Origin of the sequence: Paenibacillus sp. VTT E-133291, from assembly GCF_002264395.1 — a bacterium.
Classification (GTDB): domain Bacteria; phylum Bacillota; class Bacilli; order Paenibacillales; family Paenibacillaceae; genus Paenibacillus_AQ; species Paenibacillus_AQ nitricinens.
Genome location: NZ_NFVA01000034.1, coordinates 50,604 through 66,026, shown reverse-complemented (window position 1 = coordinate 66,026; position 15,423 = coordinate 50,604). Strand labels below are relative to the sequence as shown.

The 15,423-nt window shown below is 41.7% G+C and carries 10 protein-coding genes; 6 read left to right on the top strand and 4 right to left on the bottom strand.

Annotated features, from left to right (window positions below; genetic code table 11):
* Positions 1-185 precede the first annotated feature (185 nt).
* Together CA598_RS15255 and CA598_RS15250 are read left to right on the top strand one after the other, a co-directional pair.
* On the top strand, positions 186-332 hold the full coding sequence (locus CA598_RS15255; protein WP_094877070.1) for a conjugal transfer protein: 147 nt from the start codon (positions 186-188) through the stop codon (positions 330-332).
* 71 nt (positions 333-403) lie between these two features.
* Positions 404-2,152, top strand: a complete 1,749-nt coding sequence (locus CA598_RS15250) for a recombinase family protein (RefSeq protein ID WP_094877066.1) — start codon at positions 404-406, stop codon at positions 2,150-2,152.
* 426 nt (positions 2,153-2,578) lie between these two features.
* Here the strand turns inward: CA598_RS15250 and CA598_RS15245 are convergent, their stop codons facing one another.
* Positions 2,579-4,369 carry a flavocytochrome c gene (locus CA598_RS15245; protein ID WP_218832602.1) on the bottom strand — a complete coding sequence of 597 codons (1,791 nt, stop codon included), beginning with the start codon at positions 4,367-4,369 and terminating at the stop codon, positions 2,579-2,581.
* Between the two features lie 272 nt (positions 4,370-4,641).
* Here CA598_RS15245 and CA598_RS15240 point away from each other — a divergent pair, with 272 nt between their 5' ends.
* The 4 genes from CA598_RS15240 to CA598_RS15220 all read left to right on the top strand — a co-directional run bounded on the left by CA598_RS15240 (position 4,642) and on the right by CA598_RS15220 (position 11,285).
* Positions 4,642-6,231: a sensor histidine kinase gene (locus tag CA598_RS15240; RefSeq protein ID WP_179283678.1), complete on the top strand. Its 1,590-nt coding sequence runs from the start codon at positions 4,642-4,644 to the stop codon at positions 6,229-6,231.
* The gene (locus tag CA598_RS15235; protein ID WP_179283677.1) at positions 6,200-6,988 is read left to right on the top strand and encodes a response regulator transcription factor; all 789 of its coding nucleotides are present in this window, start codon (positions 6,200-6,202) and stop codon (positions 6,986-6,988) included. Before CA598_RS15240 ends, CA598_RS15235 begins: the two co-directional genes overlap by 32 nt.
* Positions 6,989-7,391: 403 nt before the next feature.
* Entirely contained in the window at positions 7,392-10,412 is a 3,021-nt protein-coding gene (locus CA598_RS15225; protein ID WP_143812416.1) for a DUF4855 domain-containing protein, read from the top strand.
* Between the two features lie 303 nt (positions 10,413-10,715).
* On the top strand, positions 10,716-11,285 hold the full coding sequence (locus CA598_RS15220; RefSeq protein ID WP_094877061.1) for an SF0329 family protein: 570 nt from the start codon (positions 10,716-10,718) through the stop codon (positions 11,283-11,285).
* Between the two features lie 713 nt (positions 11,286-11,998).
* Here CA598_RS15220 and CA598_RS15215 read toward each other — a convergent pair.
* The 3 genes from CA598_RS15215 to CA598_RS15205 all read right to left on the bottom strand — a co-directional run bounded on the left by CA598_RS15215 (position 11,999) and on the right by CA598_RS15205 (position 15,164).
* Positions 11,999-12,541, bottom strand: a complete 543-nt coding sequence (locus CA598_RS15215) for a hypothetical protein (protein WP_094877060.1) — start codon at positions 12,539-12,541, stop codon at positions 11,999-12,001.
* Between the two features lie 856 nt (positions 12,542-13,397).
* A complete protein-coding gene (locus CA598_RS15210) occupies positions 13,398-14,213 on the bottom strand; it encodes an HNH endonuclease signature motif containing protein (RefSeq protein ID WP_094877059.1) in 816 nt (271 codons plus the stop codon).
* A 189-nt stretch (positions 14,214-14,402) separates the two neighbouring features.
* Positions 14,403-15,164, bottom strand: coding sequence for a hypothetical protein (locus tag CA598_RS15205; protein WP_094877058.1), 762 nt, complete (start codon positions 15,162-15,164; stop codon positions 14,403-14,405).
* Positions 15,165-15,423: the final 259 nt, after the last annotated feature.

Here is a 15,423-nt window from a genome sequence, read left to right as displayed (position 1 = left end):
TGGGGGCGGCTTGCAGCGATCCTGGAAGAGGTTTGAAGCCTATGAGGACAGCTAATCACTGTCCGCCGGAAAAGGTTATTTGAAGAAAGACAACCACAACAGAGGAGGAAATTGAGATGCGCGCAATTGGAATCGTTCGTTGCGCTTCTCTTTTTCCAAATTCAAGAATGATAGGGGGGTTAGTTGTGAAACATAAGCTGATCCGGTACAGCATGCAGATTGCAATGCTAAGGCAGTTGCTGGCACTTTCATTGATCAACGAAAAGGAGTTTCGGTTGATGAAGAGCAAAACTATGCGGGAATACGGCATCATTTCGGACCTGACTTCTTGATTCGCACAATTGTCGATCCGCCCAGCTCTTATTATACTGATGGCGAGTGGATAAGAATGGAGGAGATCACAATGGCAATTGAAGTGGAAGTTATTAAAGCAAACCGGAAACTATCTGATCGAAATGCCGGAAAATTACCGGATATTCTTCGCGTTGCTCCGTATGCCCGAGTAAGTACGGACAGTGAGGAGCAATTGAGCAGCTACAAGTCACAAGTCGCCTATTATACGGATCTCGTAAGTAAGCGTAATGACTGGGTGCTTGTCGATATGTATGCGGATGAAGCGATCACCGGTACACAGGTAACGAAGCGCGAGGACTTTCAACGTATGATTAACGATTGCATGGATGGAAAAATTGATATGATTATTACGAAGTCCATATCGAGGTTTGCAAGGAATACGCTGGATACGTTGAAATTTGTTCGCATGTTAAAAGAAAAGAACATTGCTGTATTTTTTGAAGACGAGAATATCAACACACTAACGATGGACGGCGAGTTGTTACTTGTCATCTTAAGCTCTGTCGCGCAGCAGGAAGTGGAGAACATTTCAGCCAACGTAAAAAAGGGATTGAAAATGAAAATGAAGCGCGGCGAACTGGTGGGCTTCCAAAGCTGTCTGGGATACGACTACGATATAAATACGAAAAAGATATCCGTGAACCCTGAAGAAGCAGAAATCGTACGCTATATTTTTGATCGATATATCTCAGGGATGGGCGCTTATGTCATTGCGAAAGAATTGACCGATTCCCCGCACAAAACGAGACAAGGAAATAGCGAATGGCAAGATACGACTATTCTTGGTATCATTAAAAATGAAAAATATAAAGGCGATTTATTGCAGGGAAAGACGTTTACCGTTGACCCGATCTCTAAGAGAAGGCTTGATAACTACGGCGAAGAAGATCAATTTTATATAAAAAATCATCATGAACCGATTGTCAGTGAAGAAGTTTTCGAGAAGGCGCAAGATATATTGCATAAAAGAGGCAAGAATCGTCGCCGTGGTGAAAAAGGGAAACGGGACAAATACAGCAAAAAGTTCGCTCTCAGCAGCATGCTGGAATGTACGTTTTGCAATAGTAACTTCTCACGTCGTAGCTGGCACAGCGGAACTCCGCACGAAAAGACGGTTTGGCAGTGCGTCACCTCGACAAAAAAGGGCAAGAAGTATTGCCCTCACAGCAAGGGAATAGAAGAGAAAGTAATTGAGGGCGCTTTTGTGGAGTCGTACAAATTAGTATGCCGCAATCATACGGATGTATTAGATGAGCTTATTAAAAGGATGGAAACCGTTTTCAACGATCAGAACAACCTGAAACGGCTGAACAAGATGAATAGCGACATCCAGGCTATGGAGCAAAAACGATGCAAACTGATTGATTTATGTCTGGATGATAAAATAGACAGGGCTGTTTACGAGCGGAAATATGCAGAACTGGATTCCTCTCTTGCCGAATTGATTGAAGAAAAGGAACAGCTAGAGAAATCCGCACGAGAAGAGATTGATTTGGGAAAGCGCCTTGAGCATTTTCGCAAAGTGCTTCGAACAAATGAAATCCTACCTGCATTTGATCGAAATGTTTTTGAAAGCATTGTAGATAAAGTTATCATCGGGGCAGACTTTGATCCAGAGCAACCCAATCCGTACAAACTAACCTTTGTATATAAAACTGGTTTTCATAATAGCGTTCAAAGCAGGAGTAAAATGCATAAGCATATTGGAAAAAAGTCCTCGAGAAATGAAGGGAGTGATTCGTGTTCCTATTCCCAGCACAACACATGTGGAGTCGGTGGCTTTGTTGGTAAAGAGTGAAACGGTGAAATAAAACCCTTTTATTCACTTGGATTTTCAATATGGTACAGATGACGGAGATCAGACTTGATTTGAAATTGATATGGAAATCCATCGAGTTCCAGCCTAAATGAACAGAAGACACCAGGCAGTTGAAGTGCTCCTTGTCAAGTAGACACTAAATCATTGCTATAGTTTTAGTAATAGTACCAGAAAATAAATGGGTAATTTTTCCACTAGCGGAGAACGATAAAAGAGCAGCGAGTTAGACGAGCGTAGCCCCTAGGCTCCACCATAAATAAACCGCCCTGTTCGCAATTTGCGGACAGGGCGGTTTATTATGTCATAGAGTGCAGCTTGAAAGTTAGCAGTCAACCTGCACTCTACAAACTATCTTGCACGTTTATAAGGCTAACTTATTAATAGAGCAGTTGCACAAACATAAGATTACTCTGCTACAACTTGTTTGCCTGCAATCCGGCCGAAGGTGAAGATATCAGCGATGGCATTACCGCCAAGACGGTTTCCACCATGAATGACCCCTGTTACTTCACCTGCAGCGAACAGCCCAGGGATGACTTCGCCTTTTTCATTCAATACGCGAGTCTTCTCGTCGATCACCAATCCGCCCATTGTATGGTGAACGGATGGTACAGCTTTTTCGATGTAGTAAGGGCCTTTTTCAAGAGATTTCAATCCACCGCGATGTTTGAAATCAAGGTCTTTACCTGTTTTCGCATAATCATTTACTTTATTAATTGTTTCTTTCAAAGTGTTCACGTCAATTTTGAAGAAATCAGCCGCCTCTTCAATCGTATCGGCTTTAAAGAGCAAGCCTTGTTTAACGAGTTGATCGTATTCGTCTTGATGAACTTCGATCGTTTTACCGATATCCTCAATGCCTTGATTCCATAATTGATACGTATATCCGCCCGTCTGGGCAAGAATTGCTTTAGAAATAACGTCACGACGTTCTAATTCCTCAACGAAGCGCTTGCCTTCTTGGTTAATCAGGATCGCACCATCGAAACGGGAATCTGCAACCAGGGAAATAACACCTGTCTCAGGATTACAGATTGGATACGTTTGAATATTCTCCATGTTTGTCAGCTTGGCGCCAATCGTTTCTGCCATAACGATACCGTCACCTGTAGATCCTGGTGTATCGGTAGACATATATTTTTCATCCATTTTAGGATTATATTTTTTACGCATCTCTACATTGGATCCAAAACCACCGGTAGCGATGATGACGCCTTTGTTCGCATGGAAGGTGATCTTGTCGCCAGTACCCGAAGTCGCAGTTACACCGGTTACTTTGCCGCTTTCGTCCTTCAGCAAGGTTTCGGCTTTCATATTCGTTTTGATCGTGATTTGGTCAGCGTCTGTTTTGGCTTTTAACTTGGTAATCAATTCAGAACCTGTATGACCTACAGGAATCAACGCACGTTTTCTGGAATGGCCTCCAAATTGGAACAGATGATCAGGTAAGAACTCTACCTTGATATCATCGCGCAGCCATTCGGCAGATGATAGAGCATTGTCGGCAAGAATACGAACCATCTTTGGATCCCCGAGGTTGTCTCCGCCTTTCATCGTATCATTATAGAACAAGTCAGCCGTGTCATCTGTGATGCCAAGAGCACGTTCAACCCAGTTGTCCGGCGCATTCATCTCACCCCCGGAGATCAATGTGTTGCCGCCAACAGCTGGCAATTTCTCGAGTAGAACTACATTAGCTCCAGCGCTCTTCGCTTCGATAGCCGCACTAAAGCCAGCACCCCCTGCACCGATGACGACAACATCATAGGTTTGGTCTACTTCTTCTTTGTCTTTGCTTCCACTGACTGCAGCGCCAGCAACAAGGGTAAGTCCAGACTTCGTAATTGCATCTTGAATGGCTTCGAGATATCCTTTGCTTGTAACCGTAGATCCGCTAATGGCATCAACTTTTGCGCTGTTAGTTGCCATGACATCTTCCTTAAGCTGCGTATAAACAGGTTCTGCAAGTACTTCATTTTCCTTATGCTCTGTTACTTTAATGTCAGTGATCTTGTTATCTAATAAGGAAACTTGTACTTTAATATCGCCATGTTTACCTTGCCCAACTCCTTCAAAGACTTGAACTCCGTTTGCATCTGCAGCGGGTGCTGCATCTTTACCGCCGCAGGCAGCAAGTGTGAACATAAGACTGAGGACTAGTAGAATAGATAACAGCTTTTTCGTGTGAGTTCGCATAATATCTCCTTCATTCTGTTGTGAATTGGTTACATACACTAGGGAGAGGAAGATTTGCTAGGCAAATCCTTTATCTCTAGCCTAGACATGAATAGTATTTCATGTGAAAATATGCACAAGACCTATTATAGATTTAGTACAGCATTATGTATTTGCACAGATTAGCGTTTTTTTGTCTTTTTCGGGCATGTAAGAAACGGATATTGTGAAGGGCTATGATTACAATGAAAACAATTCACTTAAAAATTACGTTAATCGCAGGAGGCTGCTTCTTGCTGCTGTTCGTTGCATTGCTTGTAACAATATATTTTGAGATGAACCATACGGTTGTCCCTTTGAATAAGAACTTAACGCAGCAAGTGGTTACTGCACGCAGTGACCAGATCGATTATTGGTTTAATCAGCGCATCGGTGAGATAGACATGCTTGCTTCTCTAGCTTCGGACCATCATTGGACACGGGATGAATTGCTGCAAGAGATCAATAAGTTCGAGGCGAAAAAGCAAGTAGAGTACGAATCCATACGCGTGGTGGATATTCACGGAAATTCCTGGTCAGCAAGTGACAAGCCTTTTTCGATACTAAACCGACCCTACTATCGAAAACTACTGCTAAATTCAGATTCCAATTATGTGGTGAGCAATCCGATCGTATCCAAAGCGAATGCAGCTGAAATCGTCGTCATTCTCTATCGTGTGAATCCATCGGTGAATGATGAGGTAGCTTATATTGCCGCAGCCGTCTCCGTCAAGAAGATGAAGGAGATTGCTCAAGATGTAATGCTATATGACCAGTCAGGCCAGCTTATCATCGATTGCAGAGAGCTGGGTGAAGGAGATGGAGCGGAGGATGCAGCAGATAAGAAGAACATGAGTGTATTTGAGGCTCCAATTCAAAATGTGGAAGGCTGGAAGCTCGTACTCGAAGTGCCGAATTCAAGTCTATCGCTAGCGGTGATCAAAACCCAGCGGACTGCATTGCTGGTAGGCGTTCTTATCGGTAGTGCGTTTATCGTCTTTCTGATGCTGCTTGCTTCATCCATTATTCGTCCCATTCAGTCGCTTCGCCAGGTAATGGAAAATGTGCAGAACGGGAACCAAACCATACGGGCAGATGTTACGCGCTCGGATGAGATCGGCGATCTTGGGCGAAGCTTCAATGACATGCTTGTTCAATTATACGCTGTGGAGCAGGACCGAAAGGAGATGGAACTCAGACTGATTCATGAGCAGATCAAGCCTCACTTTTTATACAACACATTGGATACGATCCAGTGGATGGCAACGGAACATGGAGCAGACAATGTGGTGGAGATGGTGGAAGCGCTTAGCGCATATTTCCGATTAGGGCTTGGCACAGGCAGTCCCTACATTCTGCTTGATCAGGAGTTGTACCATGTCGAGAGTTATCTTCATATTCAAGGCGTGCGATATGAGGAGATTCTGGACTACGAGCTTCGATATGATGAAAAGCTTGCTCAGTGCCAAGTCGTTCGCTTCATGCTGCAGCCGTTGGTGGAAAATGCGATTTATCACGGGATTAAGCCACTTGGGGATCAAAAGTGCAAAATTTCGATTACAGCATATAAACAGGTCGATTATTTGGTCATTAAGGTTAAAAATAATGGGGTTATGATTCCTGAAGAGAAGCTTGAACAGATGAATCAAGCCCTTCTTGATGATAAATATGATCGTTCTGCCATAGGCTTTGGACTATACAGTGTAAACCATCGCATTCGACTAGCTTACGGGGTGCCATATGGTCTTGCAGTAAAGAGCGAAGATGGCATTACCGTTATGGTCATTCGAATACCTTTGGAAGGGGAGCGGAATGAAGATGTGGAAGATTGTCATCGTCGATGATGAAACGATCATTCGCAAAGGCTTGCGACAATACATTGAGGAGAGTCCGTATCTTTTTGAAGTTGCAGGAGAAGCGAAAAGTGCAAACGAAGCATTGAAAATGGTGGAGGAAGCCCCACCACATGTATGTCTTGTGGACATCAACATGCCGAATATGAATGGACTCGATCTGATAAATATATTGCGCGAACGCTGCCCGTCGGTTCTAATTGTCATCATCAGCGGCTACGATAACTTTGAATATGCGCGTCAAGCCGTGCAACTGCAAGCATTCGATTATATATTGAAACCTGTGCCGAAGAGTGATCTGAACAAGCTGCTTCATCGGATCGATGAACATCTTCAGGCAAAATATCCTTTGCATTCACATGAAAGCAGGGTGGATAAGGAGCTGGGGCTTTCCGGGTATACAGGGGATGGAACAGTGCTTATCCAAAAAGTGACCGAGTATATTGACAGTCATTATCAGGATCCGGAGCTGTCTATTACTCGAGTAGCATCGCTATTTCATATCAACCCAACCTATCTTAGCAAGCGTATGAAGCAAGAAATCGGTGCTTCATTCCTTGACTATGTCACCGAGCTTCGGATATCGAAGGCGAAGGAGATTCTGGATGACGTAATGCCGAATATCAAAATCGGGGATCTGGCCGTGAAGGTAGGGTATAAGAGCCAGTACTATTTTAGTCGTGTGTTCAAAAATAGAGTCGGCTCAAGCCCCTTAGAGTACAAAAAGCATCCGTTCGGTTATGGATAGAGCATCAATTTAGTAGAACCCCGCAGCAATTAGGTGTCACCATATATAAACACGACGCAACCTCGAGGGGGTTGTGTTTTTTTATTTGTTGGATTGCTTAGTGGACATTGACACAAAATGGGTAGGACCTAAGGAGGTAAGCGCTATCTTTATACCTATAAAAACACGACGTGAAGGCCTTCATGTCAACAAGTGTATACCCAATGTCATTAATTATCTATTTGAAAGAAAGGCCACTTTTCATACTGTTACTATAAGGACATTGACATATGTTATAAGCTTCTATGACGTGTCGGAATCTCGGAAGGGAGGAAAGAGCATCGAGGTAAGCTGAAATGGAAGCACATACCATTTAGGAGATTGATGTTTCTTGACTCAAGAATCAGAAGGGAGTTCGTACGATATGAAGAGGAGTAGAAAATGGGTAGCTCTCGTCATGGTTGCGATCATGATCGTAACGGTGATGCCGATTGCGCAAGCGGAAGAGGCGCTGCCGCCTACACAGACAGAGGAACAGACACCTGCGAACCCGCCGGGTGAAGCCGATCCGGTCGAGGTGACGAATCCATCAGACCTGCCGGGAGCGGGTACGGAGGGTGTTATTGCGTCAGTGTATGGGGCGGTTTATCACAATCTTGCAGCGGGCTTATCTTATGAGTGGTCGCAAGAGCCGGAAGCTTCCTATCCGGATGAAGGCAACACACTTACGGATGGTATATATGGGGCAAGCGATAGATCCGACGGAGCATGGGTTGGACATCATTTGAGTAAGACACGCGAAGTTGTGTTTGATTTGGGGGCGAAGAAATCCATCGCGGGTATTAAAGCCAATTTCCTCGAAGATTGGCCAACGAACAATGTACTCGTTCCACTCACGGTATCGATGTACGTCTCCGATGACAAGGTGAACTGGGGACTGCTCAAAGACAATGCCACGCAGAAGCTGTGGAATGACGGCAAATACACGGAGACCTATGTGTGGGATGGCAGCAAGGACGGCATTAAAGCGATCGGCCCAGATGCGAAGATCGCGTATGCTCGCTATGTGAAAGTGACATTCACCATGCATACGCGTGCAATGACCTTCGTGGATGAGATTGAAATCCTCGGTGAAGACGGCAAAGCTGCCGGAGCCGTAACTGTTCCAACGCAAATGCCGAAATTCTTGGCGGCAGGCGAAGCGACAGCGGGTATCGAGCATCTTGGACTTTTGTATAACGGGCAATATGCGAATGACCTAGGCATCTGGACGAAAGAACGGATCATTCCGAACATTAGTTATGTCGATAAGGACGGCAAAATTAAGGATCGACTCTTCGACGGCGTCCTGTATCTTGGCATTAACTCTCCAAATCCAGGTCGTGATTTCGGCGGGCGGGCTTATCTGGAAGATTGGAAATGGTATCTGGATAAAACCTTTGCGGCAGGCGGCGATATGGATGCGTTAAACGCAGCGGCTAAGGAAGTATCCGATGCGCTGAACGAGTCTGGCGTAAAGGAAAAGGTTGTCCTCATGATTCCGGATCCAGGTGAATCGATCACTAATTTCGGAGCTGTTGAACAAGGTGGAGAATCGCTGAGCTTCAATGATTCCGTTGGCAAAGAGAAAGCCCTTGCGAACCGTGAAAAAGCAGTTCAATGGTGGCTGCAGCAAGTCAAATCGAGATGGGAAGCAAGAGGTTACGCTAACCTCGAGCTTGTAGGTATGTACTGGTTCGAAGAGCAAATCAGCACAAGCCAATCCGGACCGGATCTGATCCGTTCGGTGAGCAGCACCCTGCATGACATGCAAATTAGCGGCAAGGACCTGAAGTTCTTCTGGATTCCGCATTTCTTCGCTTATAAAGCGTTCATGTGGAAGGATGTCGGCTTCGATGCGGTAACGATCCAACCGAACTACTTCTTCGAGCCGACGGATATCGAGCGCTTGGAGGATTCTGCGAATCTGGCGAAGCAGTATGGCATGTCCAATGAACTCGAGTTCGATGATCGGATGCTGACGGACGGCGTGTTCCGCGAGCGGTATATCGATTACTTGAACAGTGGTGCGAAGACAGGGCTCATGAAGGATGGCTTCAAATCGTATTATCAAGGCAACAATGCAGTCTATAACACCGCGGTAAGTAAAGATCCAGCGACACGCGTTCTTTACGACTGGCTGTATCAATTTGTTAAAGGAACGTATCAGGTCAACGAGGCTCCGCCTTCCGAGGTAGACGTGCAGATGAACGGCAAGCCGTTCCAGAGCGGGATGAAGCTGCCCGATTCAGAATCCGTATCCTTTACATGGAAGCTTAGAACGGATGATGGTCTGACGAAAGTGACGGCGACGTATGACGGCAAGCCTTATACAGCGGGTACCGTTATTCCGCTTGCAGGCAAGCTTGGCAAGCATGAGCTTAACATTACCGTTACCGCGGGGCGTATGGTGACAAAGTCATATGTTATCGAAGCAATGACGAATGCATCTGGCATGAAAGCGCTAGTCGACCGCTTCGAAACAGCGAAGCAATTTACGAATTCTGCAACGGTGCGTTCTTTGAACAATTATTTGGAAATGATGAAGCGCTATGAAGAGAAAGATGCAGCGCAAGTCACCAAGTATCTCCAAGGCTTTAATGCAAAGCTGGATGAATTCAAGAAGGCGGGTACGATAAAAGATGAGGCGTACAATACGCTGAAGGAAAGCGTCTATTACCTAATAGGCAATTTGGCGCAGAATAAAACGGTAGAAGCTTCGTCGATCGAAGGCAATAATTCGAATTATGCACCGGCTAAAGCCGTCGATGGATTCCCTGCTTCAAGATGGGCGAGCGAATACGTGGACAATACTTGGTTCCTGGTCGATCTCGATGAAGTGAAGGAAATGGATACGGTTCGAATCGATTGGGAATATGCTCGTGCCGATAAATACAAACTTCTTGTGTCGAACGATAAGCAGAACTGGATCAATGTCATGCCAAATGACGGAATTATTACCGCGCATGATGGCAAAGAAACGATTCAGTTCAACCCGGTCAAGGCAAGATACATGAAGTTACAAGGCATAAAAAGAGCAACCGATTACGGATATTCCATCTACGAGTTTGGTGTCTATAACCTCTCGGGCGCTGTAGACGTGAAAAGCATTGAGGGCATACAAGTAAAGGTTGACGAGGAAGCGAAAAAAGTAACGATTGATGGATTGCTGATGAATGGCGTCCTTACAAATGTGAAGTTGATGGTGCTTGATCCGAAAGGCAAGGTTCAACTCGAAGATGAGACGAAGAGTACAGTCGCGGGAAGCTTCCAATTCACATTCAAACTTACGGGTAATTTAAAGGGAACCCATGAGGCGTATCTATCGACTGGCTATATGAGCGAGCCTGTAAAAGTGACCTTTGAATACTCAAAAGAAAACCCGGGTAAAGGTCACGATAAGTAATGGATAAATAATTCATCCAAGCAGCAATACACCCGCGCTGAAACTTTCTGTACCGGTTATCGAATGATCTGTCCGAGTAAGACTAATAACCGAAGTAAACACGGTTGAGGCGTAACATAACAAGCCGATTAGGTGCCAGACCACGGGGTCTATACCTAATCGGCTTGTTTCTATGTAGACGTGACAAATAGAGGATTAGATTATATCAAGATATTATTCAGGTTTTAGTGGGATTGTATTATGTATTGTATAATAGAACGACTGCCTGAGCAGGTATTTATAACATAAAACATAGGAGGATACATGTCCTGGAGCAAATTGAAGCAACAACTGGAGAGTTTTCTCTGTCCTGCGTTATACGGCAGGGTTGAATATCGCGCAAGCAGCTACCGTTATTTACCTGATAAATCAGGGGATTGTTATATTTCGGTAGATAAAAAGAACGTACTTAATATGAATGATAGAAATAGCTCAATTAGATGGTATCAGACGGAGCAGGAGATTAAGAATGATTCAGATCTTCTAATTCCTATCAACCATGAAGACATTGAAGCGGTTAGAAAAGATAGTAAGGGGATCATCCCGGAGGATCGTCTAATAGTCATTGCAAGAAGCAGAAAAATATCAGAAGTTGCAAAGGAGCTTTTGTCAGCACAGGCAGCATTAAGTAAATCGAATTTTATTGTTATAGCTACTAAGTATTTATCTATTTCCATAGAGGAGAGCTTAGAAAGCGATGATATCTTATTGAATATTCTAGCTTTAGTGGACAGACGAGTTGGGAAAAAGCGAATTTTAAACATGAGCGAGAAGATGAAGTTAAAGCATCCAATTGTGCAATATTTTTATGAACTAAGGCGTAGTACATTATAAAAATAAATAACTTCATTGAATATTCATGAGCAGACAAACTGTCCGCATATGGTACAGATTAAAAATCTTGATGGTACAGATGGATGAGATCTGACTTGATGTAAAATTGGTGTGAAAACCCACCGAATATCAGCCTAAATGAACAGAAGACACCAGGAAACTCCTGAGCGTCTTCTTTCTTGTGTTTGTGCGGAATCAGATGCAAATATCGATTTGAGTGTAACTAAAGAAAATAAAGTACTAGACTAGGCTCAATATAACAATCGACAGCAGTCTTGAATTGGAGAAATGAAGTCCTAGACAACCATTGGTTTATTGAACTAGCACGTTCCTTTGGTTCAATGTAAATTTTACTTGTTATCAAACTTTTTAATTACTTTAATGATTCTCAACCACTCATCGGGCAAGCGAGTCTGTGTACAGATTTACGAAAAAAAATTTTTCGCATTTCATGAAGTCGGGATCCTCAAGTCTGTCTTGCCAAAATAAAATTTGTCATTCAATAGTGAGGGATTCATATCATGTATCAATCTTATGATATATTTCTTCAAGTGAAATCCCCTGTGGTTATTGATTCTTTGAATTTATCTACAATAATCGATCTTCGTCCCTTTCAGATAATGTTTCTGTATTCATGACATCCGGTGAATTCGGGTGTGTTTGCTGAAATACCTCTTCGAAATTTATCCAGCAGATCAAGGCTCAAGAGGTATCTAATCTTTGATTCTTTGACCATCTTTATACCATATTACTCCAGGTTCTTCAGGATTCTTTCTACCAGTTTCGAATTCAATAAATAATCCCCAAGCATAGCAAAGGTTATTGTAGCGTGAACTATCTGTGTAACATTTCAATTTTTGTAAATCAAAACATCTATCTATTCTGTTTGTGGATTTCTTGATCTCTATAATTAACAGGTTGCTACTATTCTCTCCTCTTTTATGAATTACGATATCTGGAAAAGTTGATAGCCCCATGTATTCTATGTCATCTACTACAGTAATGTCTTTATTGAATTCCTTCTTAATTTTTTGACATTCTTGCTCTAAAATATAAATCATTTTCTTTTTGCTTTCTTCATCAACATTTTTGTTATACTCACAATCGACATTATATTCATTAAATTCTTCTTGAAGATATACTGCTAACTTATGGGCAATTGTTCTTTCATTCAAATCATGACTTAGTAAATATTGATCACATTCAAGCAACTTTGAAATTGCTATATCAACCTTTGGTTTTATGTAATTTCTCATTTTCCATCTCCCATTTTTTCATATTTAGGGCATTACAAATAACGGTTCTGTATTCGCGACGTACCACAACCTAAGGACCTTTGGGGCCGGCCGCGATATGCTAGGGGGGCGGATGAGCCGCATTTGCCACTCGGTCGGATCTGCCGACACATGCGGCTTGACCGCGTATACGTGAACATTTTGTTAAATAAAGTATTTTCCATTTCAATTAGCGTTCATTTTGAACTTTTACATCTTTATTATTGTTTCGTATTGACAAAAAACTGATCCGAAACATTATTTGAATCCCGCCCACAATTTCGGAAGAAACAATTCCCATAGTTACCAATTCCGAGGAAAAGAAATAAACCCTCCAGTATTAGCACTATAGCGAGCATACAATATAAATTCTGATCCAGATATTACAGAAAAAAATATCCATAAAAATAATGCTACAGATCCAATAATATTCGCTAAAGCACTATTTATTCTTAATATTAGTAATAGGAAAATATATAACGAAAATAAAACTGTTAAATTTCAAGGGACTACTGTCAAAAACGTTACTGAAAATAGTATAAATAGTAACTGTTAAATAGCATCAAAGTATCCCCTCAAAATATCTTTCCTTCCGTATTTTTGATAGTAAGAAGTGTTTTACATTCATACATGTATTTCATCTAACGTTTGTGTGTCACGAGTCTTAACTGGCTTAAGTGATAGCAAGCGAACGGGGCCGACGGACTTAGCGCCGGTGCAGAGTTGACTGTTGAGTCCACTCTTTGAAAAACCTCTGCGGATTAAGGGCTGTTAGGCCGGCAGCGTGAATACGGTTTTATCCGATGCTACTAGCTTCAAAGAAATACCTTTAAGGTTATTAACCTATATGTAAGAGTTCATTGCCCTGACTTACAATATTCAACGACCCTGAAGGCCCTATTGTTCTGTCAGAAAGAGATGCTTTATCGAAACCATACTTACGGAAATCAAGAATAATCTGTTTTTCTTGAATTGCTAAATCAAACAAACGATTTGTTACTTTTGCCTTCAAAGTTATAAATGGAATCTTACCTTGCTGAAGATTATATTCATTAGTTAAAAACTCTCCTAGTTTTCGTACCTTTTCTCGCTTTATCGTAAATTCAAGGTAAGTTTGGTTTTCTTTTGATTCAATTCTGATTTTATTTCCTGAAGCATTACAAACAAAGTCATCAACTTTATTGGGGGCAACTATTATGTCATTATCAATAATTTGAATAATCACTTCTCCAAATTGATTCCATAATAGTGCATTCAAAGTTATTTGACCATTTTCATTCTCACTCAGACCAAATATTTCGTTTTTCAAAACCCTTAATGAAAATCGATCCTTAATTATTATAAAATTACTACCTGCATTTACTATGCTATCTCTTAAATTCCAATGTAGCTTCCCCTTGACTGACTTTATCTCATTTTCTATCTTTAGCATTTTCAATTCTTCTCTTGTCCAAGTTTCTCGATCTGCCATGCTGTGATGGCTGGGGCAAAGAGCAATCATTCCTTCTGTATTATGTGTATGTCCTTCATGCCATGGCGGATCAAAATGATGGTATTCAAGAAAAGGCGACATACATCCCTTAATTGGACATCCAAAACCAACTTCTTTTCTTAGTTTCCTTCGTATTTCTGTTGGAGGAATTCTGTTATTCATCTTTAAACATCTCCTAGAAAATTATCATTACAGCAAATTTGGATAACATTCTTGTATTCACGACGTCCGACGAAGTCGGATGTGTCCGGCTGCTTATGCCTATGCTTCCCCAAAATCCTTCTGCCGGACCGAGAGCGTATGCCCGATATGCGAATATTATGTTATGTGTCATCGGCTTCTTGATATACCTTATACCTCTTCAGCAATAAATATTGGATATGCTAATAAATCGTTAACTCTTGCTTCTTTATTATTGAAAATAAAACATTGCTCATTCGTAATGTAGCGTTTTCTATACAGGCAAGTGATCTTTTTAGTAGCATTTACCTTTGCTCCTAAACTGACTAGTTTATCTATCGGGTGTCGCATATCGTTACGCCCGAACTTCTCTTGTCCGGCATGTAGTATAGTATTTAGGATTGGTCTTCCTTCCAAAAAGTTTACAATAGATTGAAGTGCAGAACATCCTGAGTACATATGCGAATATCTTCCATTATCTAGCCACATCTGTGTTATATATAAGAAGGTTCCTGTGTAGTTATATATTAAGTTATCTTGCTGTACATCGTCTGTATCAGGATTAGATATCCAAAGAGTAAAGTAATCAAGGTTAGGTAAATCTATTAATGCTTCCTTTGGAAAAAATAGTTGAGTTGCTTTTGTGGTCTCAAGTACAAAGTCTCTTCTATTTGGGTTAAAACCATCCTGCATATCTCTAGGTCTACTTAAGTCTAGTTTTTTATTCTCTTTTAAATATTTAACTAAGAGATCGATTTTTTGGCTTTTATTCATTTCAAGCATAATATCTTCTTCACTAATATTAGCTTTAATTCCTGTGATGCCAAAAGATAATGCTTTTTTTCTTCTATAATTTTTCGGGAAATATTTTTTAGGGATTTGCTCTATATATCCATTTAACAACTCTTCATTAACAAAGGTATAATGTCTCATGTCTTATGCTTTACCTCATTTCGATAATTTCACATAACGTCTTATTTATGAACTTCGTAAACAACTCCATATGTAGAGTATTCGTGAAATTATTTAGCTATCCTGCCCGTTCGTATTATGAGAACAATCAGTTCCCAGTTCTTTCTGGTTGATCTCATAATACGATGGACAGTTTAGCGAAGTGTAGATTTATTCTTCTAGTAATAGAATAGTGAGAGATTTCAAATGGATTGCTGTGCACCATCAAATAATACCGACT